The sequence below is a fragment of the Flavobacterium succinicans LMG 10402 genome, from assembly GCF_000611675.1.
Taxonomy (GTDB): domain Bacteria; phylum Bacteroidota; class Bacteroidia; order Flavobacteriales; family Flavobacteriaceae; genus Flavobacterium; species Flavobacterium succinicans.
In genome coordinates this window covers 25,166-49,694 of record NZ_JATV01000014.1, presented here as the reverse complement: position 1 = coordinate 49,694, position 24,529 = coordinate 25,166, and the positions used below count along the sequence as shown (strand labels likewise).

17 protein-coding genes and 1 tRNA gene are annotated in these 24,529 nt (G+C 36.6%); 10 read left to right on the top strand and 8 right to left on the bottom strand.

Translation table 11 applies throughout. From position 1 onward, the window contains the following. Nucleotides 1–87: 87 nt before the first annotated feature. Genes AO58_RS0113555 through AO58_RS0113540 form a run of 4 tightly spaced genes read right to left on the bottom strand, consistent with a single transcriptional unit; the run spans nucleotide 88 to nucleotide 2,839 of the window. Nucleotides 88–282, bottom strand: a complete 195-nt coding sequence (locus AO58_RS0113555) for a hypothetical protein (protein WP_024982223.1) — start codon at nucleotides 280–282, stop codon at nucleotides 88–90. Between the two features lie 8 nt (nucleotides 283–290). After that, on the bottom strand, nucleotides 291–845 hold the full coding sequence (gene lptC / locus AO58_RS0113550; RefSeq protein WP_035717840.1) for an LPS export ABC transporter periplasmic protein LptC: 555 nt from the start codon (nucleotides 843–845) through the stop codon (nucleotides 291–293). Nucleotides 846–864: 19 nt separating this feature from the next. Further along, the gene (gene bamG, locus AO58_RS0113545; RefSeq protein WP_024982221.1) at nucleotides 865–2,112 is read right to left on the bottom strand and encodes a BamG family beta-barrel-assembly machinery protein; all 1,248 of its coding nucleotides are present in this window, start codon (nucleotides 2,110–2,112) and stop codon (nucleotides 865–867) included. Further along, nucleotides 2,105–2,839 carry a type III pantothenate kinase gene (locus tag AO58_RS0113540; RefSeq protein ID WP_024982220.1) on the bottom strand — a complete coding sequence of 245 codons (735 nt, stop codon included), beginning with the start codon at nucleotides 2,837–2,839 and terminating at the stop codon, nucleotides 2,105–2,107. Before AO58_RS0113540 ends, bamG begins: the two co-directional genes overlap by 8 nt. A 99-nt stretch (nucleotides 2,840–2,938) precedes the next feature. On the opposite strand from AO58_RS0113540, the gene AO58_RS0113535 reads away from it, so the two are divergent. The 8 genes from AO58_RS0113535 (at nucleotide 2,939) to acs (ending at nucleotide 12,349) form a co-directional block, all read left to right on the top strand. Then, a tRNA-Phe gene (locus tag AO58_RS0113535) sits at nucleotides 2,939–3,011 on the top strand. A gap of 295 nt (nucleotides 3,012–3,306) precedes the next feature. Next, entirely contained in the window at nucleotides 3,307–3,726 is a 420-nt protein-coding gene (locus AO58_RS0113530) for an IS1/IS1595 family N-terminal zinc-binding domain-containing protein (RefSeq protein ID WP_024982219.1), read from the top strand. A 172-nt stretch (nucleotides 3,727–3,898) separates the two neighbouring features. Continuing rightward, nucleotides 3,899–5,281, top strand: a complete 1,383-nt coding sequence (locus AO58_RS0113525) for a hypothetical protein (RefSeq protein WP_024982218.1) — start codon at nucleotides 3,899–3,901, stop codon at nucleotides 5,279–5,281. Nucleotides 5,282–5,313: 32 nt separating this feature from the next. Continuing rightward, a complete protein-coding gene (locus AO58_RS17305; RefSeq protein ID WP_035717838.1) occupies nucleotides 5,314–6,846 on the top strand; it encodes an MFS transporter in 1,533 nt (510 codons plus the stop codon). 10 nt (nucleotides 6,847–6,856) lie between these two features. After that, nucleotides 6,857–7,084: a DUF6814 family protein gene (locus AO58_RS0113515; RefSeq protein ID WP_024982217.1), complete on the top strand. Its 228-nt coding sequence runs from the start codon at nucleotides 6,857–6,859 to the stop codon at nucleotides 7,082–7,084. A 271-nt stretch (nucleotides 7,085–7,355) separates the two neighbouring features. Next, nucleotides 7,356–10,064 (top strand): ATP-binding protein, encoded by a 2,709-nt coding sequence (locus AO58_RS0113505; RefSeq protein WP_024982215.1) that lies wholly within the window; start codon nucleotides 7,356–7,358, stop codon nucleotides 10,062–10,064. Next, the gene (locus tag AO58_RS0113500) at nucleotides 10,061–10,420 is read left to right on the top strand and encodes a response regulator transcription factor (RefSeq protein WP_024982214.1); all 360 of its coding nucleotides are present in this window, start codon (nucleotides 10,061–10,063) and stop codon (nucleotides 10,418–10,420) included. The genes AO58_RS0113505 and AO58_RS0113500 overlap by 4 nt, the downstream gene beginning before the upstream one ends. 21 nt (nucleotides 10,421–10,441) lie before the next feature. Next, on the top strand, nucleotides 10,442–12,349 hold the full coding sequence (gene acs / locus AO58_RS0113495) for an acetate--CoA ligase (RefSeq protein ID WP_024982213.1): 1,908 nt from the start codon (nucleotides 10,442–10,444) through the stop codon (nucleotides 12,347–12,349). A gap of 94 nt (nucleotides 12,350–12,443) precedes the next feature. On the opposite strand, the gene AO58_RS0113490 is transcribed toward acs, so the two are convergent. From AO58_RS0113490 to AO58_RS0113475, 4 genes are all read right to left on the bottom strand, one after another. Further along, nucleotides 12,444–15,308 (bottom strand): alpha-amylase family glycosyl hydrolase, encoded by a 2,865-nt coding sequence (locus AO58_RS0113490; RefSeq protein WP_024982212.1) that lies wholly within the window; start codon nucleotides 15,306–15,308, stop codon nucleotides 12,444–12,446. 73 nt (nucleotides 15,309–15,381) lie between these two features. After that, nucleotides 15,382–16,470, bottom strand: a complete 1,089-nt coding sequence (locus AO58_RS0113485) for a SusE domain-containing protein (RefSeq protein ID WP_024982211.1) — start codon at nucleotides 16,468–16,470, stop codon at nucleotides 15,382–15,384. Between the two features lie 21 nt (nucleotides 16,471–16,491). Next, nucleotides 16,492–18,063, bottom strand: coding sequence for a RagB/SusD family nutrient uptake outer membrane protein (locus AO58_RS0113480; protein ID WP_024982210.1), 1,572 nt, complete (start codon nucleotides 18,061–18,063; stop codon nucleotides 16,492–16,494). A gap of 15 nt (nucleotides 18,064–18,078) precedes the next feature. Further along, complete coding sequence (locus AO58_RS0113475) at nucleotides 18,079–21,159, bottom strand: SusC/RagA family TonB-linked outer membrane protein (RefSeq protein ID WP_024982209.1); 3,081 nt, start codon at nucleotides 21,157–21,159, stop codon at nucleotides 18,079–18,081. Nucleotides 21,160–21,396: 237 nt separating this feature from the next. On the opposite strand from AO58_RS0113475, the gene AO58_RS0113470 reads away from it, so the two are divergent. Continuing rightward, nucleotides 21,397–22,419, top strand: coding sequence for a LacI family DNA-binding transcriptional regulator (locus AO58_RS0113470; protein ID WP_024982208.1), 1,023 nt, complete (start codon nucleotides 21,397–21,399; stop codon nucleotides 22,417–22,419). Nucleotides 22,420–23,132: 713 nt separating this feature from the next. Further along, nucleotides 23,133–24,461, top strand: a complete 1,329-nt coding sequence (locus tag AO58_RS0113465; protein WP_024982207.1) for an MFS transporter — start codon at nucleotides 23,133–23,135, stop codon at nucleotides 24,459–24,461. Nucleotides 24,462–24,529 lie beyond the last annotated feature (68 nt).

The window sequence follows — 24,529 nt, the reverse complement described above, 5'->3', positions numbered from 1 at the left end:
CGACATTTTGTAGTTACTGAAAAAACAACAAAAGTAAATTAAGCACAAAACATTCACTTTTCAACTAGCTTCAAGATTTTCTAGAGTCTATTTTTGGGCATCGCGATCTTCAAATCGTTTGGCATATTTAGTTCTAAAAAAGAACATAAAAACAGCCACCACTGCAATTCCTAAACTCAACCAAGGCCCAGATGTTGGGTCATTCCACTTTTTAACACCATCATAAACACAAATCAAAGCAATAACAAGATAAGCGTAAGAAGTAAATTTTAAATATTTCATAATTATTTTTATTTATTGGTATCCACCTCACCAGATATTTTTTGCGAATTAATCACTTTGAAATCTTTACTAAAATCAATCCCTTGACCTTCAGAATTTCCTTTCGGACTGGTAAAGACAAAATGTCGCTCGGTGTAAAACCATTCATTTTTTTGATCAAAATACAATTGTTCAGTTGCTAAAACCTGACCTTCTTCTGTGGTAATTCGAACCTTTCCTTGCAAATCAATAATACCTGTTTTTTTGTAAGATATTGCGTAATTGGATTTCACAAATGTCTTTTTGCCTTTAGCATCAAACAAAGTAACATCAATACCTTTTGGGAATTCCGTAAAAGGAAAATCTACGGCTGAATAATCTAACATTTTAGAACTAATCAAAATCGCCGAAATACGCCCAGAGTCAGTATATTTTACATTGATAGAATCTGCTTCTCCTGAAGGATTAAATTCGGAATAATTGATTTTTTGAACTTCTTTGAAATTGCTTTCACAAGCAATCACACTCCACAATAGAGTTACACAAAGTAGTTTTGAAAATATTTTTTTTAAGGAAATTGTCATTAGAAAGCCTTACGTACTACTAGTAGAATTTTCGTTTTACGAACCATTTGTCATTAAGAGAAAAACTCACACTTGCATTGAAGTAGTTTTCTTTGATCAATCCCGCAGCAGTAGTCCCTTTGATGCCGTATTCTAAACCAATATTAAAATTAGAAAAGGTTCCTATCGCGGGCAAACCAAAACCTAAAGTAAAAGACTTATCCTCTATGTGTTGATTCTTAACTACCAAACCTGTTTTTTCATATCGAATTCCAGCTCTATATACTACTCTTTCCAAATAACTCGTGAAAGAATTAAAATTTGGAATATAATATCCACCCACACTAACTCGCTTGTAAGGATCAAAAGTAACCCCTGCAACATTATTAAAATTATTGGCCAAATCGCCCGCTTCACGAAGCGCAATTTCAGTACCTAACATCCATTTTCTGGCTTGTCCAACACCTACCCCAAAGGTAACTTTACTGGGTAAAGAAAGACTTTTAGATGATTGCAACTCATCAAAACCCTCTGGATCAATATTAACAGTTCCATCATAGTCAATCGTTGAAATATTTCGAGTGTTTTCAGAAGTTAAATTTCCTTGAAAAGTATAATTCAAACTAGAATAAAGGCTTAGTTTTGGAGAAATTTTAGCTTGATACATTGCACCTACATTAAAATTGGCACCATTGATATAGGTCAGATTCGTTTCTCTTGTTCCCACAGGAACACCTGTAATATACTCTAAACTTTCGGTTTGAATTTTACCAAAATTATATTGAAAGTCAGCACCAAAACTAAAGTTTTTTGTCAGTTTGTACCCCGCGCCAATAAACGCTTTGTTGACACCTCCGGTTCCTTCTAGACGTGAATTATTTTTATCCAAATCAGCCGAAACAGACTGAATTTTGTATCCTACCGAAGAATACGGAATTAATCCAAAACCAATTCCTAATTTCCCCACAGGTATAGCTACTACCATATAATCAACAGTGGTTCTAGCTGTTGATGCTTTCCCAACATTATCTTCCAAGGCTCTTCTACCATAAGTCCCGCCCATGGTCAAAGTAGTTTGTCGTAAACTAGCGTAACTAGCAGGATTTTCAACATTAACATGGATACTATCTTGCTCTACAGCAACACCTCCCATAGAACGATTTTCTAACATTCCTCTATATCTTATTTCACCAATTCCATAATAAGAATAAGGAGAAGATGTACCTTGTTGTGCAAAAGATACAAATGAAAAAAGCAAACCAGTTGCTACAATTATTTTTTTAATCATTGTGGATTGAATATTGAAATGTTTGATTCAAACTCTCTAAAAGGAAATTTGAATTGGCAAATATGGTATTTTTTAATCGCATCGCCAAAAAAAGTGCATCACCCCCCGTTAAAATTATGATAAAATTTGAATACTTTGCTTTGAATTCCTCTATGAAGCCATCAATTTCATATACAAGCCCATTGACCACGCCCGAGTGTATGGCCGAAGCTGTAGAATTACCAACAAAATCCAGCGGAGGCTCCAAGGATAGCAAGGGTAACTTTGCCGTATAATTGTGTAATGCTTCGTATCGCAACCGAATTCCTGGCGATATAGCTCCACCCAAATAACGATCATCAGCATCCACACAATCATACGTTACACAAGTACCCGCATCAATCACCAAGCGGTTCTGACCCGGAAAACTCAAAGTGGCTCCAGCAGCCAAAACCATCCTATCGATTCCTAAGGTCATGGGTGTGGCATAAGTATTCACAAAAGGAAAAGCGCTTTTGTGCGACACAAAATGAACAACGATTTCATTTTCCAATGCTAAAAATACGTCTTGAGTCACATTTCCAACTGAAGAAACAACCAAATGCGTTACTTCTGGATATTTTTTTAAAATTTTTTGAAGTTGATTTTGTATCTCTTTTGTATCAAAAACAAAAAACTCCACCGAAGTATTCTCCTCAAAAACAGCCGCTTTGACTCTAGTGTTCCCGACATCAACTGCTACAATCATTTTTACAAATTTAAGAAAGCAAGGTACGAATTGATTTTTTTTTACAAAATGTTTTGGATAAATTAAAAATGGTTCTATATTTGCACCCGCAACAAGCAAGGTACCTTAGCTCAGATGGTAGAGCAATGGACTGAAAATCCATGTGTCCCTGGTTCGATCCCTGGAGGTACCACAAAACCCGAATAGCAATATTCGGGTTTTTTGTTTTATAATCTCATGGAACTTCCATTTCGCTATTTTCGGCTGTTCTCGCACTAGCGATTCTCCTTTTTTATACAAAATTTAAAAAAACGCAACGCTGTGAGCTAATCAAAAGCAACGAAGCATAATCGAACATTCTTCATTTTTTTGCTATAAACTGATTTTTTGACTAGAAAAACATGGAATTCTAAAAAAATAAGCTTCATTTTTTTAAAAATATATTTACAATGTTGCAAAATTACTATATTTATGCAAATTAAATATATATGGAACTTTTTAGCTGTCCGAAATGCTTGAGCGACCATCTGATCAAAAGCGGAATCATAGCCAACAAACAAAGATATACTTGTAAAAAATGCAAGTATAGCTTCACAGTAAACAAGCTTGGAAAAAAAATTGACGAGTATTATGTTTGTAAAGCATTGCAATTATATCTAGAAGGCCTAAGCTATCGAGAAATTGAACGCATACTTGGCGTATCCCATGTTACAATTAGCAACTGGGTAAAATCATACAATATCAAAAAACCTTCACACGCAAACTACCATCCTACCTACAAAATCCTAAATCACACTGAATTAATAGAATACATTAAAAACAAAAACCAACTCACAGGTGCTGGTATGATCATTACTGAGTTGGGCGATAAATTTATGCTCATTAAATGGGAGCGTTTTAAGGATTAACTATACTATTTTACACTTATCTATAGCATTATTTGCTAATCAAAAATTAAATTGGAATTTGGCTTCACGAAAATCAAACAAAAATTTAATTTTCTATGTCATTGAATTTAAACTCCTTTTGTTCAAATTAAAACAATCACATAGACATTAGTAACCCATAATTTGTAGCTATATGAAAAAAATTAGTGCACTGTTACTCCTACTCCTACTAACATCTCTATTTAGCTTTGCCCAAGGCTCAAGTGAATACACGAGTGGTATGAAATTCAACCTCAACGATGCTGGATCGAAATACATGCGATTTATTGTGTGGAATCAAATTTGGTTTCGCTCTTCGCAAATGAATCCTGGAACCATGGTGGGCAATGAAGCAGCCTCAAGCGCCACTGATATTGGGAACCGTAGATTGCGTTTCTTGGCCTACTCCCAAATCTCACCGCGTTACATGATTGTGACACACTTTGGAATCAACAACCAGTCCTTCACCAGTGGTGGTGCATCAGGTACAACAGGCACTGGGGGTTACGGAGCAGGTAAAAAACCGGGGTTGTTTTTTCATGACGCTTGGAATGAATACGCCTTGGTTTTACCACAAAAAGACAAAAAATTCAGTTTGTCACTAGGTGGAGGCTTACACTACTACATGGGACTTTCAAGAGAAACCATGGCTTCTACACTAAACTTCTTGACCATTGACGCCCCAATATTCAATTGGCCATTAATTGAAAACTCTGATCAATTTGCCCGACAAATGGGATTATTCGCGAAAGGAAAATACGGCAAGTTGGAATACCGACTAAGCCACAACAAACCCTTTGCGACCAATGTAGTGCCAACCAATGTTACAAATGCCTCCAATGCTGTTGCAGTAGACAACAACGGTAACGCAAAATGGGCTACGGCAGGTTATTTTGAATACCAATTCTTAGACCAAGAATCTAATCTATTACCTTTTAAAGTGGGGTCATACGTAGGAACCAAAAAAGTATTCAACATTGGCGCAGGTTTTTATAGAGCACCCAACGCCACGAAATCCTCTGTCAACGCTCAACTTCAAAAGCACGACATGAATCTTTTCTCTACCGATGTCTTCTTGGACTTGCCAGTAGGCAAAAAAGAACATAAAATGGCCGTTACCGCATATAGTGTTTATTATAATTATGATTTTGGCCCTAACTATCTACGCAATATCGGCATCATGAATGTAGGCGTTGCCGACCCTTCATTTACAGGAAACAGAGCCATGGCAGGACCAGGTAATGCACAACCTACCATTGGAAGCGGCTCTATTTGGTATACGCAAGCCGGTTTTTTATTGCCTAGCAAAGTGGAAAAACCAAATGTGCGAATTCAACCCTTTGGCGCCATCACCTATAAAGATTTTGATGCCTTACAAAAATCAAGTACACAATTTGATATCGGCACCAACTTTTTACTCGATGGGCAACATTCAAAAATTACAGCTCAATATTCTACTCGACCAGTGTATAGCGCAGATGGCGTAAAAGAAAACAGTAAAGGCGAATTTATAGTGCAATTACAAATCTATTTATAAATCCAAAAAACAACCAAAAAAAAAATCAACCAATGAGCAACAAATCAACAAAAGGAATCTGGAAAGTAATTTCCGCTTCCTCCATGGGTACCATGATCGAGTGGTACGACTTTTACATCTTCGGCAGTTTGGCTGTGGTGATTTCTACCAAATTTTTCCCAGCCGACAACCCAACTGCGGCCTTCTTAGCCACCCTAGCCACCTTTGCTGTTGGCTTTGTAGTACGCCCGTTCGGAGCTCTTTTCTTCGGGAGATTAGGCGATATTATCGGACGCAAATACACCTTCATGGTCACCTTACTTTTAATGGGAGGCGCTACCTTTTTGATCGGTTGCATTCCGAGCTACGAAACCATTGGCTTTATGGCGCCTTTATTGGTTCTTATTCTAAGAATGTTACAAGGATTAGCCTTAGGTGGCGAATATGGTGGAGCTGCCACTTATGTAGCCGAGCATGCCCCAGTGGGACAACGAGGTTATTGGACGTCATGGATTCAAACCACAGCTACCGTTGGTCTGTTCATTTCATTAATGGTTATTTTGGCCACAAGAAACGTATTAACCCCAGAAGAATTTGATAATTGGGGCTGGAGAGTACCGTTTTGGGTATCCATCGTAATGGTAGGAATTTCATATCTCATTCGAAAAAACATGGACGAATCTCCGGTATTCGCCAAAGCCAAATCCGAAGGAAAAACGAGTACCAATCCTTTAAAAGAAAGTTTTGGAAATCGCTACAATTTGAAGTTTGTATTATTAGCACTATTTGGCGCCACAATGGGACAAGGTGTCGTTTGGTATACTGGGCAATTTTATGCCATGAGTTTCTTAAAAACCGTAATGACCATCGACTCCTCGCAAGTTGATCAATTACTTGGAATTGCCTTGATATTAGGTACACCTTTCTTCATATTTTTTGGATGGCTCAGTGACAAATTGGGTAGAAAATACATCATGATGGGCGGCATGTTAATCGCGATTCTTTTATATCGCCCGATTTACCAAGCCATGTTTGAAACCACCAACATCAAAAACAAAACGGAACTGGTAGACCAAACTACGATAGTAGCCGAAACCAAAACCAACAAACAAGCCCTAGATTCCATATATACCACCACAAAAGTTTTTGAAGATGGCACAAAATGGGTCGAAATCAAAACCATTCCTCTAGAAAATGGTCAGGCTAAAATTGTAGATGGAAAACCGAAAGCAGACATCAAAACAACCCTTACCATAAACAACACCGATATGTGGATGTTGGTTTTTTACATCTTTGTCCAAGTGCTATTTGTAACTATGGTGTACGGTCCAATTGCCGCTTTTTTAGTCGAAATGTTTCCTGTAAAAATTCGTTATACTTCCATGTCATTGCCTTATCACGTGGGGAATGGAATATTTGGAGGACTACTACCTGCCATCTCAACTTATTTGGTGACCAATGCCAAAGAAGCAGGCGATGTGAATTACTATCTTGAAGGATTGTGGTATCCCATCATTATTGCTTCGGTCTGTTTTGTGATCGGAATGATTTATCTTGACAATTCAAAAACCAATAAACACGTTTAAAATTAACATTATGGATCAGATAAAAAGAGTTCTAGGTATGGTATGGATTGCCTTGGCTGTAGCAGCCGCCTATTTTTGTATTTTTGAGTTTGGCTTACCCAAAATTGCTTCAGGAAAACAAGATGATTTGGTGTTTGGCATCATCATACTGTTTGTCCTCACACCCTTAGTAGTCTTGGGCATGGGAATATTTGGCTATTATTCGCTCATGGGTGAATATGACCATTCCAAACGATAAAAATAAAAAAATCGCAATCTCTTTAGAAAAAGAGGTTGCGATTTAACTTTAAACTTCTTACTTTGTTAAAAGGAAAAAGCAATTATGAAAAAAAGACACGAGCAGAAATTTCTAATTTTTAGCCTAGTACTGTTTTTGGCGCTAAATTTTCCGTTACTATTATTATTTGACAGCACCGATGCAATTGCTGGTTTACCAATTATTTATGTCTATATTTTCATGGTTTGGTTTTTTTCGATTGTCATGAGCTTTATATTAATTAAAAAATACGATGAATAGCCTTGGCATTTTACTGGTTCTAACGGTGTATGTTTCCATTTTGTTTTTTATTGCCCACTGGGCCGAAAAAAAACAACACTACAAATGGACCAACAATCCGTATGTATATTCCTTGTCGCTTGCGGTATATTGCACGGCATGGACCTACTATGGAAGCATTGGGGTAGCCGCCAAATCTGGGTTGAGCTATCTTCCTATTTACATTGGCCCAATCATCATCATTCCGGCTTGGATGTTGATTTTGAAAAAAATTATTCAAATAACAAAAGTCAACAAAATTTCAAGTATTGCTGATTTCATTTCACTCCGATATGGTAACAGTAGGTTTTTGGGGGCTTTGGTTACTATAGTGTGTGTGGTCGGCATCATTCCCTACATTGCTTTGCAACTCAAATCGATATCAGACACCTTTCATGTTATTACCCGAACCCAATCCACTGAAAATATTTTTTTTGACACGACTACCTATGTTTGTTTGGCTTTAGGATTATTTACTTCTTACTACGGCACCCGTTATGTAGATGCCTCTGAGAAAAGACGTGGTATCGTTCTGGCAGTGGCCATAGAATCGATTTTAAAGTTGGTTTTCTTTCTACTATTAGGTATTTATGTGACTTATTTTGTCTTTAATGGTTTTGATGACATTTACAACAAAGCTCTTTCTCTTCCAGATTTTAACCAAAAAAACACCATCGGATCTATTGAAAATGCCCTCAATTGGTTTTTTCTTTGTCTTGTTTCTATGTTTGCCATGTTTTTGCTGCCCAGACAATTTCACACAAGTGTTGTAGAGAACAATCATAGCAAACATATCAAAACCGCTACGTGGCTGTTCCCGTTATACCTCTTGCTGTTTAATATCTTTGTGTTTCCAATTGCGTGGGGTGGCAGTATTTTATTTCGAGGACAAAATTTAAATTCCGATACCTATTCCTTATTAATTCCGCAATTGTTCCAAAACGACACATTGACGTTATTAGTGTTTTTGGGTGGATTTTCGGCAGCGATTTCCATGATTATTGTTTCGTCTATCGCCTTGGCTACTATGGTCAGTAACAATTTATTGATTCCCTACGGCTTTATTGGTTCGTTAGAAAATCAACAAAAAGAGAACAGCCGTCGCATCGTCAACAGCCGAAAAATAGGTATTTTCACCTTGATTGTTTTGGCTTATATCATTTACAAAGTTTTTATTTTAGATTACTCACTCTATTCCATTGGCTTAGTATCGTTTGTGGTCATTGTTCAATTGGCTCCTGCCTTTTTTGGTGCTCTGTTTTGGAGAAGAGGTTCAAGTAAAGGCGCGATTACAGGAATACTTATTGGATTTCTCACTTGTGCCTATACCTTAATCATACCTTTTGCATTGGGCTTACAAGAAACAAATAGTTCATTCGTACAAAACGGCCCTTGGAATCTAACGCTATTAAAACCTTTTCAACTATTTGGCTTGGATTATTTGGATCCGATTCCGCAAGCAGTATTTTGGAGTTTATTATTCAATACCCTTTCATATTTAGCGGTATCCGTTAGTTTTAAAGGAAATTACAGAGAAAGAAACTATGCCGAAATGTTTGTAGACATCAATAAATACAGTGGTCATCTTGAAAATGCCTTTGTTTGGAAAGGGATTGCTTATGTAGCGGATATTCAAAAAATATTAGAACGCTTTTTGGGGATTGAAAGAACAAAAAGAGCCTTATCGCTTTTTCACATCAAGTACAACATTGATCAAAACATCACTACGGCCGATGCGAGATTCATCAAATTTGCCGAAAATCTTTTAACGGGACATATCGGAACGGCTTCATCCAAGATTTTAATTGCTAGTGTGGTCAAAGAAGAAAAAATAGCTTTACCCGAAGTGTTGCGTATCCTTGAGGAATCACAAGAAAACATTATTGTCAACAAAAAACTGACTGAAACAACCCATGCTCTCCAAAAAATATCACAGCAATTACATGAGGCCAACTTGGAACTTTTGAAAAAAGATGCACAAAAAAATGAATTTTTGGACACCGTTACTCATGAATTACGAACTCCAATTACCGCCATACGAGCCGCAAGTGAAATACTCATTGATGACGAAGAAATTCCTAAAGAATTACGTCAACGCTTTCTACAAAACATTATTTCAGAATCCGATCGTTTGAACCGTCTCATTGACAAAATCTTGGATTTAGAAAAATTTGAAACCGGCAAACAAAAAATTTATTTGTCTAAAAATGATCTCATACAAACCATAATTAAAACATTACATCCATTACAACATGTAGTACAAAGCAATAATATTCAAGTAGTATTTGATCCACAAAAAAAGGAAATCCGTGCTTTTTATGATGAAGAGCGCATGGTACAAGTGGTTCACAATCTACTGTCGAATGCGATGAAATTCTGTCCTAATCCCAACGGAAAAATAACCATCACTATAACCGAAAACCCAACCTTAGTATTGGTGTGTATCCACAACAACGGAAACAAAATCAATGAGGAAGAGTACGAATCTATCTTTGATAAATTTTACCAATCCAAAAATCAAAACGTTCGAAAACCAATAGGAAGCGGGCTGGGATTGGCCATTTGTAAACAAATCATTGAACATCATAAAGGAAAAATATGGGTAGAAAATTCGAGTGAACAAGGCGTAAACTTCTATTTTTCATTACCCAAGTATAACACAACTGAAGCTGCAACATCATGAAAAAGATACTCTTAGTGGATGACGAACCCAACATTCTAATGTCGTTAGAATACACCTTTAAGAAACATAATTTTGAGGTTTTTGTTGCCAGAGACGGCCAAGAAGCCCTAGATATAGTACAAAACCAATTACCCGATGTGATCATCTTAGATGTGATGATGCCTTTGGTAGACGGTTATGAAACTTTACGACAAATCAAAAAAAACGATAAACTCCAACATTGCAAAGTGATCTTTTTATCGGCCAAAAACAAAGAAAAAGACATTGAAAAAGGACTTGCATTGGGCGCTGATTTATACCTCTTAAAACCTTTTTCGATAAAAAAATTAGTGGAACAAGTACAAGCATTATTATAACTAACTAAAAAAAAACAAAAGATGAGCTACTACAAAATCAACACCTTAGAAGAATACTTTAAACATTATAAAAAATCGATCCGTGAACCTAAAAAATTCTGGGACAAAATAGCCTCAGAAAATTTTGTTTGGTACCAAGAGTGGGACAAAGTGATTGATTTTAATATGGCAGAAGCCGATATCAAATGGTTTGTCAATGCCAAAGTGAATATCACCAAAAACTGTATTGATCGCCATTTGGCCAGAAACGGAAAACAAACCGCCATCATTTTTGAACCCAATGATCCCAATGAAGATGCCCTTCACATTAGCTACAACGAACTTTCGGAACGCGTCAATAAAATGGCCAACGTATTGCTTGATCAAGGCATACAAAAAGGAGACCGAGTGTGTATCTATCTACCTATGATCCCAGAATTGGCCGTTTCGGTTTTGGCTTGCGCTCGAATTGGTGCTATACATTCTGTAGTTTTCGCAGGATTCTCAGACACGGCGGTAGCGGCTCGAATTAACGATAGCGAATGTAAAATGGTCATTACTTCTGATGGTGGTTATCGTGGTAACAAAACCATTGATCTAAAAGGAATTATTGATGAAGCCTTAAAAAAATGTCCATCGGTGGCCAAAGTACTCGTGGCCAAACGCATTCATAGTGAGGTGAACATGCAAACTGGTAGAGATTTATGGTTACAACCTTTATTGGACAAAGCCTCGGATTCGAACGTGGCCGAAATCATGGATGCGGAAGACCCACTATTTATATTGTACACCTCTGGCTCCACAGGAAAACCCAAAGGAATGGTACACACTACAGCTGGCTACATGGTGTATACCGCTTACACATTCAAAAACGTATTCAATTACCAAGACAATGATGTTTTTTGGTGTACTGCCGATATTGGTTGGATCACAGGACATTCCTACATCTTGTATGGTCCATTATTGAACGGTGCAACTACCGTAATCTTTGAAGGCGTACCCTCGTATCCTAATTTTAGTCGCTTTTGGGAAATCATCGAAAAACACAAGGTCACTCATTTTTATACCGCCCCTACTGCAATTAGAGCGCTAGCCAAAGAAAATCTTGAGTATGTACAAAAATACCCTTTAGCGTCGTTAAAAGTGATTGGTTCTGTAGGAGAACCTATTAACGAAGAAGCTTGGCACTGGTACAACGACCACGTAGGAGGCAAAAGATGCCCGGTGGTAGACACATGGTGGCAAACCGAAACCGGTGGGATTTTGATTTCGCCCATAGCTTTTGTAACACCAACTAAACCCACCTATGCGACACTACCTCTTCCTGGGATTCAAGCCGTTTTGATGGATGAAAAAAGAAATGAGATTGAGGACAATCAAGTTACTGGAAGTTTATGTATCAAATACCCATGGCCGAGTATTGCTAGAACCATTTGGGGCGATCATAAGCGATATAAAGAAACCTATTTCAGTGCTTTCCCAGGGAAATATTTTACGGGCGATGGCGCACTTAGAGATGAAGTAGGCTACTATAGAATCACAGGTCGTGTAGATGATGTCATTATTGTTTCGGGGCACAATTTGGGTACCGCACCAATTGAAGACGCGATCAATGAGCATCCAGCGGTGGCCGAATCAGCTATTGTAGGATTCCCACACGACATAAAAGGAAATGCATTATACGGTTTTGTGATATTAAAAGAAGTTGGCGAATACCGTGATCGCGACAACTTGAGTAAAGAAATCAATCAATACATTTCGGATCACATTGGTCCGATTGCGAAACTTGACAAAATTCAATTTGTAAACGGTTTGCCGAAAACACGTTCTGGAAAAATCATGCGAAGAATATTACGCAAAATTGCCGAAGGGGATTTTTCTAATTTCGGGGATACTTCCACCTTACTGAATCCAGAAATTGTGGAAGAAATAAAGAATGAAAAAGTGTAACCATCACCAAAAATAGTGTATACCTAAAAGCAAAAATCGGCTGCCTCACATGAGACAGCCGATTTTATTTATTTTGATTTTGTAGGGATTACAACTAGTTTTTAATCAATTTTAAAACCTGCGTTTGTTTTTCAGCATTTTGTGCTTTAACCAAATACATCCCTTTGTTCAAATCACTAATTGAGAATTGTTGATCCACAGCTTCGGCACCTTCAAACTGCTTCACTTTTTGGCCCGAAATCGTGAAAATTTCAACTTTAGTAGTTACTGTACTTAAGGTAAAATAGTTGGAAGCTGGATTTGGATACAATCTAATTGAAGCTTCTTTTTCATAATCTTCAATTGCTAAAGTAGCGGTTTTGTTGCCTAGAATTTTAAACTCTCCTGGTTGCAATGTAATTGTTTGATTAACATTGGTCACATTGAGCTCTGAATTATTCATCAAATCATACCAAGTACCTGTATATTGAAAACCAGTTGCAACACTAGTTGCTACTACTCCAAAATTAGCCACAATCAAGACATCTTTAAGTGCTGTACTTGCTAATGTTGCATTGGTAATTTTGATATTTGGCGTTACACTATTAGTACTAGAAATAGTCACATCTCCTAAAAAAACAGGCTCATTAATTTTTAAACTAATCATTTTCGCCCAGTCATTATAGATCTTACTTCTCTCGGAATTCCCTAACCAATTCCCTGTCCATTGTGGTTGTGGTTTGGTATCTAATTTACAATCTCCAACAATAGTAGCCGATTGATCATTTACTGTTCCATTATTACAAGTAAAAATGGAAGATTCCCAACCTAATTCACCAAAATGCCAAATCATTTTTGGTCCAGGCACCAAAAGAGATACCGCGCCAATAGCAGACATTCTAGATAAAGCAACATTCAATGTTTTTACGTTATGAGCAGCATTCGTACTATTACCAAACTGTAAATTTTTGTACATCAAGCGTTCTTCATCATGACTTTCGGCATAGCCCATTAATCGTTGTTTGGTAAAACCACGACTTGCGCTGCTCATTCTTGAGATGTTTTTATTAGGCCATCCCATAGAAAGTTCGTTGTACTGTTCTGTCATTTTACCCCAAAGCATAATCCCATCCTTGTAGTTTGCCCATTCCTTTTCTTCAGTATCTGTCCCTAAGTGCTCGAAAATCACGTAATGAGAAGGATCAGTAGCCCAAGAAAAATCAGCATATTTTTTTAAAACATCTACACGGTCTTGTTGATACGCATCGGTTTGTGCATCTGATCCCTGCGCATTTTGAGTAAATCCTTTGGTTAAATCCCAACGGAAACCGTCGATTTTAAATTCTTTGATCCAATGTTCTACTACTCGTTTTACATAGTTCTGTGTACGTGGTAGCTGATGATTAAAATCTTCACCTACACTGTAACTGTGTTTTGCTACCGTATTAAAATATGGGTTTTCAACTGTTGGAGTTCCCCATCCATCGTTTTCAGGATCATTCATCCACATACGCACCATTGGGTTGCGACCAAAAGCGTGATTCAATGCAATATCTAAAATTACAGCGATACCATTTTGGTGACACAAATCGATAAATTCTTTCAATTTTTCTGGAGTACCATAATACTTATCCAACGCCATATGAAACGAAGTGTTGTACCCCCAACTTTCATTACCTTCAAATTCCATTACAGGCATCAATTGAATGGCATTTACTTTCAGATTTTTGAAATAATCTATTTTATCAATTAAATCCTGATAATTTCTTCTGGAATCAAAATCACGAACTAGTACTTCGTACACTACCAATTTTTCCTTGGTTGGTTTTTCAAAATTAGTAGTAGCTAGACTCCATGCAAACGGAGTTTGACCTGTTTTGAACCAAGTCACTTCACGCTCTTGACCTGTTGGATATGCCGGAATATTTGGAAAAGATGCAGATGGAATACCACCATCATCAAAAGGAGAAAGCACCAAAGTAGAATATGGATCGGCCGTTTTGACCAATTTTGGTGAATTGGCTAAAGGAGCTTCTTTTCCTACCCAATATTGATAAGTATAATTGGTCCCTGCAGTAAGACCCGTCAATTCCAACCAAAATTTGGTAGAACCAGCAGTAGCATCCTTCTTCATAGCATACGCATTTGTAGGTTGCCAGTTGTTGAAACTACCAGCTACGTATACAAAATCTTTTAAAGGTGCATCTAACACCAAAGTAGCTTTAGTAGCATCATTTGCATTATAGTTGATACCATCCACTAAACCAGCAGGTATCGTTTCTGAAACCACGGATGGATTCACGACAACAGAAAACTTCTTTACTATAGTCGTTGTGCCTTGCAATACTTCTAATTCATAGTTTTGATTTCCAGTAATATTGGCATGATTAAAGGAATAGCTTGCTGTAGCAGCAGCTGTATTAAGAACAGTGCCATTGGATTTTAAAGTATAGGAAGCATTGCCATTGGTATTGGTTGCCGTAATATTTAAGCTACCTCCTGAAGATAAAATCGTGGTGCTGTTTTGAGCCGGAGTATTCAAAGTAACTTGAAACGTTCCTACTTCAGCAAGTATGTTTTGCGATTTTTTGTCACCTGTTCCGTCTTTAGCCTTGATTAAAAAGCCTATTCTTCCAAGCCCATTACGGTTAAAAAACACATTAGGAACAAAAGTTAGCGTATAAGTATTCGATACAGCATTGTAAGTAAAACGATTGGCTTCGTTAGAATTCGTCCATGTACCATTGGTTGGGCAATCCCTTTCATTAGCATCATTGCTATCATAGGACCAAGCCCACATATATAGCGCATTTCCTGTAACTCCCCAAGTCGCTTCGTTGATACTAGAACCATCGACAGTAATAGTAATCGACGTGGTTTCTTCAAAAGTGGCGGGACTAATGGTGTGAGTGGCTGTTTGCTGCTGTGAAAAAACACTCCAACATACCAAAAGCATCAGTATAAGTAATTTTTTTCTCATTATTATTTAAAGTTTGGATTAAAGAAAAAAAGGGCTGCCTTAGAGACAACCCTTTTTAATAAATGAACTAAAATTATTTTTGATTTGGAATCATAGAATAACTTCCGTCAATGTCACTGAAATACACAATGAATTTTGATTTCCCAGCTACTGGAATGTTATCGCCAGTTCCACCAATAGAAGAGAAAGCAGTGGTACCTCCCCAACTAGTATCCCAAGCGTTTTCAGCTCTGAATTTAGTTTCAGCTTTAGTTAAGTCAATTTTTACGGTCCAAACGTGAGGATCAAATGTAGACTTTGTCATGTCTTGATCAGCATCCCATCCACCTGCTGTTGCAGTACCAATCATACCAATGGTAGTATATGTTTTTAAGGAAGCTGTGTAAGGCACTAAGGTATACGTTAAAGCTTTGGTATCAAACATAAATTTGTAGTACCCTTCAGTTGGGATGACAAATGCTCCAGCATTATCTTTAATTTCAATTTCAGTAGCACTTGCTTTACCAACTTGAGATGCCCAGCTACCTTTAACAGAGATTAATTTGAATTCACCAGCCTTAAAAAATCCTATGAACGAATACTTATCAGCGTTTTTTCCATCTCTAAACATAGGTTGATGCGTAGTATCAACATCATTATCCCAACCCCCTACAACAGCTGTACCAACTAAAAACCAGTCGGTTTTACCATAAGCTAAAAGACCTGTGTAAGGCGTAACTTTTAAAGTGATCACATTAGAATATTGTTTGATAGCGTTAGTAGACGTACCTAACTGTCCCATAATTCTAACATCAATTGACGACTGAACAGCTGGAGCAAACCCAGCCTTAGTTAACACATCATTCAATTCTTTAACCGTCCAAGATAAAAAACGATCTGCTGTAGTACCAGCTGCGATAGGTTCTTTAAAGTCCGTTCCTGATTTTGCAATTTCAACAGTGTATGAAGCTGCAGTTTCAATACCAAAATCACTGTAATCCCATACTAACGTAGTGGCAATATTATCTTGATTAGCTTCTAATAACACTAATTCAGTTCCTGATGCTGGTGTTAAAAGCTTAGCTCCTGATTGCTTGGTTGCAACCGCTTCGATATCATTTTCACAAGAGCCTAATGCCGCAAGCATGAAGGCAAAAATGGTGGTTTTAAAAATGTTCTTCATTTTGTTTTTGGTTTTAAAAAATTAATAGCCTGGGTTTTGTGTTAAATTAGGGTTAGATTGAAGCGCAGTTAAAGGAATTGGAAACAGTTTGTATGTATCTGGAATAGAAATTCCATCTTTAGACCCACCTTTCCAAGGCCATAAGTACGTTCCTCCTGTAAATCTTCCAAAACGAATCAAATCTGTTCTTCTGTGCCCTTCTAAGTTTAATTCACGTGCTCTTTCATCAATAATGAAGTTCAATGTTAAACTAGAAGCTGAAATAGTTGAAGCATTGGAACGAGTTCTTACTTTGTTCACATAGTCTAAAGCTTGAGTAGCGCTTCCACCTGTTGCTCCACGTAATACACATTCTGCGTACATTAAATACACATCAGCCAATCTGAAAAGAGGAAAATCAGTGTTTGAAAATGTAGTTGGAACAGTAGACCCTTGGAAATTGGTATTTCTAAATTTCACACTTGGATAACCGTCTGCCCATTCTCTATAATCTGTCATTTCAAAATTATGCCCTGTAGTCCAAAATAATTTAGCTCTATCATCAGAAGCATTAGTAAGATCATTTGCTGAAGTACCAAATAAACCATACCAAGCTTTTGTAGCACGGTGTCCTTGCCATCCTGAGTCCGCTCCAAAATCCGCAAGTGGCATAGTCACATTACTTAAATTACCATTAACAATATAAGTTGTATTTCCATAACTTTGAGACACTATAGGATCTGCTATTAATGCGTAGATAATTTCATTTTTAGCAGCTGTCTTATCGTTGTCTCCTGAAAATAAACTCACGAATTTAGGCGCTAATGTATAACCTCCCTCATTAATGATTTTATTAGAGTAAGCTAATGCTTCATTATATCTAGAAGTTCCTGTATATACCTGAGCATTCAAATACAATTTAGCCAAAAGCATTCTTACTGCTGATTTATTCGCTCTACCATATTCGTTTTTAACAGGAATTATAGGCTCGATTTCTAACAACTCTTTTTCAACATAGTTAAACATCTCTATCCTTGTCGACTCTTTGATAGGCACTCCACTACCTAAATCATTTTCGGTAGCAATTACACCTTTACCAAAACAATCGATCATATAATAGTAAGCTAATGCACGTAAAAAACGCAATTCACTTCTGTACAATTCTTGATCTGGTACGGTAACATTATTTAGTACACTTAAAAGATTATTAGATTGAGGTACTACAAAATAAATACGGTTGTATAAATATCTAAAGAACTTATTATTCTCATCCCAGTTTGAAGTTGTAGTCAATTGATCTAAACCATTATCTCCCCATCGGTTTTTCATACCATCGGCAGTAAATTCCTGAAGGTTAACAATCCCTCTCAAAAATGGTGATTCACCTGCATTATCTCCTGCTCCTAAATCAGACTCTCCAGCTCCTTTAGAACTAGATAATGCAAAAGCGCCGTAAATTTTGGACACCAATCCTTTGATTGCATTAGGGTCCCTTTGCAACAATTGCTCTAGGTCTAGTTCTACTTTCGGCTTAGTATCAAGATCATCAGAACAACTATTAAGGGATAGTAGCATTAAACCTAATCCTACTAAACATAATTTTAAATTTTTCATATCTCTTAAAAGGAATTAAAAATCAAGACTTACACCAAACGTATACGTTCTTGGTCTTGGATAAAAGTTATTATCAATTGCATTAAAGTTCTCAGGATCTTGTCCAGAGTATTTAGTCAATACAAACACGTTGTTTACAGATCCATATACTCTTAATGATGAACTACGAACAAATTTATTGAACTTGTAACCTAAGGTTACGTTGTCTAAACGTAAAAACGTAGCATCTTCTAGCAAGTAATCAGAAAAAGTATCATTACCATTAAAGTTTTGGTATAAAGGGTCTGCTGATCCATCATAAAAATTAAGAACGTTATTCAAAGCACTAGTAGTTCCTTGCGTAGCTCTATCTGTAAAACCAGTGGTTACCAATCTAGAGTTGTACACTTGCCCACCGATTTGCCCTCTGAAGTTAGCTACTAAATCCCAGTTTTTATAGTTGAAATTAGTAGTAAAACCATACGTCCAATTTGGTCTTAACGCTTTGTAATATCTATCCTCATTATCAATTTTATTATCTCCATTTAAATCTCTGAAAGCACCAGGAATTGGTTTTCCACTTTCATCGTAGATTTGTTGGAACACCCAAGCAGAATAAGGTTGTTGTCCTACAGCATGATTCGCTAAAAACAATCCAGTCCCTGTTGGCAATCCACTTTCAGATGCTTGAACTTGAGTAATTCCTTTTAGACTAGTTACTTCACTGTAGTTATAGGCAATATTACCACCAATTGTGAATGAAAAATCTTCTGTTTGAACCGCTTTCACATCAACATTAGCTTCAAAACCTTTACTTTCTATAGATCCTACATTATCAATAAAAGTACTAGTTAATCCTTGTCCTGAAGGAACCGGAACTACTGCTAACAAGTCATTGGTGTTTCTTTTATAAAAATCAACAGCTCCTGAAAGTAAACCACTTTTAAACAATTCGAAATCCAATCCTATGTTGTAATTATCTGTTTTTTCCCATGTAACATCTGGGTTAAATGCTTTTGCAGAATAGGTTGGATATCCAGGTAAATACTGACTATTAGGATCCCCGATTTCAAAAAACGGACTAGATGGGAAATACCCAACAGAACCTGTAATATTTTGTTGTCCTGTTTTACCCCATCCCAAACGCAATTTAAGATTTTGGAAAAACTCAGAATCTTTGATAAAAGCTTCATCTTTAATTTTCCAAGCCGCACCTACTGCTGGGAAATAGCCCCATCTTTGATCTTTTTGGAACAATGAAGATCCATCCGCTCTAAAAGTAGCTGTAAACAAATATTTGTCTAAAATATCAAAGTTAGCTCTAGCAAAATATGCTTGTAAGTTTAAAGGATTGTAATATCTATTACTTGGATTGTTAACATCAAAACGAATTTCTCTTAATCCTGAATCAATATTGTATTGATAAATATCTTTATTACCATCTATTTTGAAATTTTGGTAAGTATACCCCCCTTGAATATCTAATTTAGTCACAAAACCAGTTAAGCTTTTGTTGTATGCTAAATAAGCATCCATAGTTTGGTTCGTTGAAGTCTGATTCTCCAAGTAATTTTCTCCAGGATTGAACACGTAATTGGTTAATGGATCTTTACCTTGGTTAAATCTGTAGGTTGCAATAGCGTTGTCACTATACACTTCTCTAATTCTAGCTTCTGAAGCGTCTAAACCTAAATTTACAATCGCTCTCAAATCTTTTAAGAAAGGCATCTTGTAGTCAAACTCAATATTTCCTAAGAAACGGATCGCCTTTTCAGGTCTAGTTCTTTGCTCCAACAAAGCTAAAGGATTCGTTGCGCCTTCTAGTTGATTTCTACCACTGTTCAAACGAGTGTTTTGGTAAAATCCTCCAAAGATACTATTGCTATCATAGATAGGTTTTGTTGGATCCATAGCCACAGCTCCACCAATAGCTCCACCATCATCTACAGAATTTTTGGTAGTAATGGTTCCCTTAGCATTGAAATCAACTTTCAAATTATCATCCAAAAATTTAGGAGTCATTTTTAAGGAATAACTGTATCTTTCAAAATCATTGTTTTTCACAAGACCTTGAGTTTTATTGTACCCTACAGAAGCTCTAAAAGGAATTCTGTTGTACAAGTTTGCTCTAGCACTGAAGTTATGATCAGTAGAAATAGCTGTTCTGTATACTTGATCTTGCCAATTAGTATCGGCAATGATACGTCCTTCAATTTCTGGAGTAGTTGGGTCATCCACTAAAGTATTACTTGGGTCATCAATCCCTAAGTCATTTGTTCTTGTTGGGTGGTATTCTTGAATAAAACGCACGAAATCACTTGAATTCATAACATTGATTTTCTTACCAACTTGTCCTACGGAAACGTTTGAGGAATAATTGAACTGAGGAGCTCCAGATGTACCTTTCTTAGTAGTGATGATAATTACCCCGTTCGAAGCACGTACACCATAGATAGCTGTAGCAGATGCATCTTTAAGAATAGAGAAACTTTCTACATCATTTGGATTAACCAACGACAATGGATTGCTAACACCTGCAGGGTTTTCATTACTAATAGGCACACCATCAATGATAATTAACGGATCATTAGAAGCACTTAACGAAGCACCCCCACGAATTCTGATGTTTGGTGCAGAATCTGGCTGTCCACCATTGTTTGTGATACGTACACCGGCGGCTTTACCAGATAACAATTGATCCACGGAAACGATTGCGCCTTTATTGAAATCCTTAGCTCCAAGTATAGCAACAGATCCTGTAGCGTCTTTCTTCTTTACAGAACCGTACCCCACTTGAACTACAACTTCTTTCAATTCGTTTGCATCTTCATCTAATGAAACATTCAAGGTAGCCTGTCCGTCATAAGTTACAGTAACGTTTCGTAAACCAATAAAAGAAAATACTATTTTATCTCCTTTTTTTACATTTGATAGTTTATATTTACCATCAAAATCTGTTGAAACACCATTTGTAGTTCCCTGTACATTTACATTGGCTCCTGGGATGGGCTGACCTGTTCCTTTTTCAAGAACGGTTCCCGTAACAGCATTCTGAGCCAGCATGCTGAAAGGCAGGAGTAACAATAAAAATAACAACTTTTTATAAATTGTTTTCATACTTTTTGTTTAAATTAATTTTTAATTTTGGTTTTTAGTTAAGCTTTAATCTTTACTTCGAGTTTCAAAATTAACATAATATTAATACCACCGACATGACATAAATCAAGTAGGTCAACGAAAACGTGATAGTGTTGAAAACTTTGACTTTTATTTATTATTTTTATCTGAAAATTACCAGAAATAAAAAAAAAACAGCTTTTATAACGAATACCATTTTTTTTAAAAAAACAAGGAATGAAAAAAAAAGTAACTTTAAAACAAATCGCTAAAGAATTAGACGTTTCCATCTCAACTGTTTCAAAATCACTTCGTAACAGTCTGGAGATTGGCGAAGAAACCAGATTAAAGGTTCAAGCATTTGCAAAGTTTTACAACTACAGACCCAATAATATCGCCTTAAGCTTAAAAAACAGACGTACCAAAACTATTGGCATCATTATCCCTGAAATTGTACATCATTTTTTCTCAACGGTTATTAATGGTATCGAACAAGTGGCCAACGAAAAAGGGTATAGCGTTATTATATGTCTATCCGACGATTCGTTCGACAAAGAAGTAATGAATATGGAACTTCTAGCCCATGGTAGTACCGATGGCTTTATTATGTCATTATCCAAAGAGACGCAATTCAAAAAAGACTTTCACCACATCACTGAAGTCATCAATCAGGGTATGCCTGTTGTAATGTTTGATAGAATTACAGACGATGTAATCTGTGACAAAGTGATCATTGACGACAAAAAAGCCGCTTATGAAGCCGTAGAATACCTCATTCAACAAGGGAGAAAAAAAATTGCCCTAGTCACTACAGTAGACTATGTTAGCGTAGGAAAGCTCAGAACAGACGGCTACACCAAAGCGCTCATGGACTACCAGATTCCATTTGACGAAGACTTAATTATTAAAATTGAAGATATTGATACGTGTGAAATAATTATTAGCCAATTATTAGAAGATAAGGCGATTGATGCTGTATTTGCTGTAAACGAACTTTTTGCAGTAACTATTTTAAAAACAGCACACAAAATTGGATTAACCGTCCCTAAGGACTTGGCTATTATTGCCTTTACCGACGGTATCATCTCAAAATATTCTACACCAACCATCACAACCGTAAGTCAAAGTGGTGTTAAAATGGGAAAAAAAGCAGCTGAAATGTTAATTCACCGTCTTGAGGCTGAAGAACAGGAAGAAGAAGAGGAAATTTATACTACCGAGATTATAGAAACTCATTTAGTACAAAGAGAATCTACCTAAACCAAAGAACTCTTCTCAGAGCTACAAGTTACTAAAACCATTCCATGATTTTTAAAATACAAGAAATCCGGGAATGGTTTTCGTTTTTTTTACCCCATAACCCTCTCACCTGCTGCGAATTTAAAACAAGAAAACTGTAGGTTTTAGCTCTATTTCAAACCACAAGCAAAATCAGACTCCAACAACAAAACCTGCAATTTTATCAACAAAAAACGTTAGAGTACATCTATTTCAAAAATTCGAAACCACATACAATGATTATTTTATATATTTACACTAGTCTAAACTTTGTCTTTTACTTCGAAAATTAAGTAAAGTTTTAATGGCGCATCTACCTACACCGCTATTTTTTAGTAATAGCATGGCTGTAAATAATTCCTCAAAACCTTGCTTAAAACAAGCAAAAACCAACTATTCTTTATTTTTGTAATTTTCTGTATATCTTTATATTATACAAAAAAAAAACAAAGTATCAAGAATGTTTTAGCAACCGTAAACTTAATGTTACTCTATTTTTTTAGTCTTTCAACACTATTACGATCTTAGTAATACCCGTTGATGAATTAAAACTATGGCTCTCCATTAAAAAACTAAAGCTAACCCACATTCTAATGCTTTTGTAATCAAAGTTAGAACAAGTATTTTTTTAACCAGCATTAGACATAAACAAACAACATTGCGTTTGTAGTATTTAACTTTTAAAAATGGATTATATGGAAAAACCAAAATTAAGTTTTTGGCAAATTTGGAATCTAAGCTTTGGGTTTTTAGGTGTACAAATTGGATACTCGCTTCAAAACGGAAATACCAGTAGAATTTTAGAAGCTCTTGGCGCTGATGTTCACAGTATTGGCTATTTTTGGCTTGCTGCCCCATTAGCGGGACTAATAGTACAACCTATTATAGGACTTTCAAGCGATAAAACTTGGACCCGATTGGGCAGACGAATTCCATTTATTTTTTTCGGAGCAATCGTATCAGCGCTAGCTATGTTTTTTATGCCTAATGCTGAGTATTTTGCTTACCTCTTACCGCCGCTTTTCTTTGGTGGTTTAATGTTGCTTTTAATGGACACTTCCTTTAATGTGACCATGCAACCTTTTAGAGCCTTAGTAGGCGATATGGTCAATGACGACCAACGCAATTTAGGCTATTCACTGCAAAGTGCTTTAATCAACTTTGGAGCCGTATTTGGTTCATTACTCCCTTGGATTTTGACCCAATCCGGCATCTCTAATGTTCCAGCCGCAGGCGAAAAAGTGGCCGAATCCGTAATTTGGTCCTTTTACATCGGAGGAGGAATATTGTTAGTTAGCGTACTTTGGACGGTTTTCAGAACCAAAGAATATGCCCCTAAAGAACATGCTCTTTACAACAAAATCGATTTGGATGCCGAAGTAAAAAAAGAAAAAACTAGCATTCTAAAATTAATCACAACTGCTCCAAAAATCTTTTGGCAGTTAGGATTTGTACAATTCTTTTCTTGGTTTGCCCTCTTCTTAATGTGGGTGTATACCACAAGAGCCATTGCCAATCAAGTATGGGGACCAGATGCCCTTGATGCCAAATCCATCGGATTTAATGAAGCTGGAGATTGGACTGGTGTTTTATTTGCCTTTTACAGTGCCGTAGCCGCTATTTACTCTTTATTGATGCCTTCTATAGCAAAAACTATTGGCCGTAAAAAAACCTATTCCTTCTCATTACTTTTAGGAGGTTTAGGATTAATATCCATGTTCTTAATAGAAGACAAAAACCTATTATTAGTATCAATGGTTGGAGTTGGACTAGCATGGGCTGCTATCTTAGCCATGCCGTATGCCATGTTATCAGGATCACTTCCTGCCGACAAAATGGGGGTTTACATGGGCTTATTCAATGCCACAATCACACTACCACAAATTTCCGCAGGACTTTTAGGAAGTACACTAATCGCACTCTTTGGAGGATTTCCGATGGCGATCATTGTCATAGCAGGATGCTCCATGTTGATTGCCGGATTAGGTGTTGTTTTCATTAAAGAAAAAACAACAAATCAATAAGAAGCCACAAATTGAACGGCTTTGAATTTTGAAATAAAATAAAATCAGAACGCTGATGTTTCAGCGCT

Excerpts from the sequence above, each read along its gene's own strand:
- AO58_RS0113555 (WP_024982223.1), bottom strand. The coding sequence starts at position 282 with ATGAAATATTTAAAATTTACTTCTTACGCTTATCTTGTTATTGCTTTG.
- lptC (WP_035717840.1), bottom strand. The coding sequence starts at position 845 with ATGACAATTTCCTTAAAAAAAATATTTTCAAAACTACTTTGTGTAACT.
- bamG (WP_024982221.1), bottom strand. The coding sequence starts at position 2,112 with ATGATTAAAAAAATAATTGTAGCAACTGGTTTGCTTTTTTCATTTGTA.
- AO58_RS0113540 (WP_024982220.1), bottom strand. The coding sequence starts at position 2,839 with ATGATTGTAGCAGTTGATGTCGGGAACACTAGAGTCAAAGCGGCTGTT.
- AO58_RS0113530 (WP_024982219.1), top strand. The coding sequence starts at position 3,307 with ATGGAACTTTTTAGCTGTCCGAAATGCTTGAGCGACCATCTGATCAAA.
- AO58_RS0113525 (WP_024982218.1), top strand. The coding sequence starts at position 3,899 with ATGAAAAAAATTAGTGCACTGTTACTCCTACTCCTACTAACATCTCTA.
- AO58_RS17305 (WP_035717838.1), top strand. The coding sequence starts at position 5,314 with ATGAGCAACAAATCAACAAAAGGAATCTGGAAAGTAATTTCCGCTTCC.
- AO58_RS0113515 (WP_024982217.1), top strand. The coding sequence starts at position 6,857 with ATGGATCAGATAAAAAGAGTTCTAGGTATGGTATGGATTGCCTTGGCT.
- AO58_RS0113505 (WP_024982215.1), top strand. The coding sequence starts at position 7,356 with ATGAATAGCCTTGGCATTTTACTGGTTCTAACGGTGTATGTTTCCATT.
- AO58_RS0113500 (WP_024982214.1), top strand. The coding sequence starts at position 10,061 with ATGAAAAAGATACTCTTAGTGGATGACGAACCCAACATTCTAATGTCG.
- acs (WP_024982213.1), top strand. The coding sequence starts at position 10,442 with ATGAGCTACTACAAAATCAACACCTTAGAAGAATACTTTAAACATTAT.
- AO58_RS0113490 (WP_024982212.1), bottom strand. The coding sequence starts at position 15,308 with ATGAGAAAAAAATTACTTATACTGATGCTTTTGGTATGTTGGAGTGTT.
- AO58_RS0113485 (WP_024982211.1), bottom strand. The coding sequence starts at position 16,470 with ATGAAGAACATTTTTAAAACCACCATTTTTGCCTTCATGCTTGCGGCA.
- AO58_RS0113480 (WP_024982210.1), bottom strand. The coding sequence starts at position 18,063 with ATGAAAAATTTAAAATTATGTTTAGTAGGATTAGGTTTAATGCTACTA.
- AO58_RS0113475 (WP_024982209.1), bottom strand. The coding sequence starts at position 21,159 with ATGAAAACAATTTATAAAAAGTTGTTATTTTTATTGTTACTCCTGCCT.
- AO58_RS0113470 (WP_024982208.1), top strand. The coding sequence starts at position 21,397 with ATGAAAAAAAAAGTAACTTTAAAACAAATCGCTAAAGAATTAGACGTT.
- AO58_RS0113465 (WP_024982207.1), top strand. The coding sequence starts at position 23,133 with ATGGAAAAACCAAAATTAAGTTTTTGGCAAATTTGGAATCTAAGCTTT.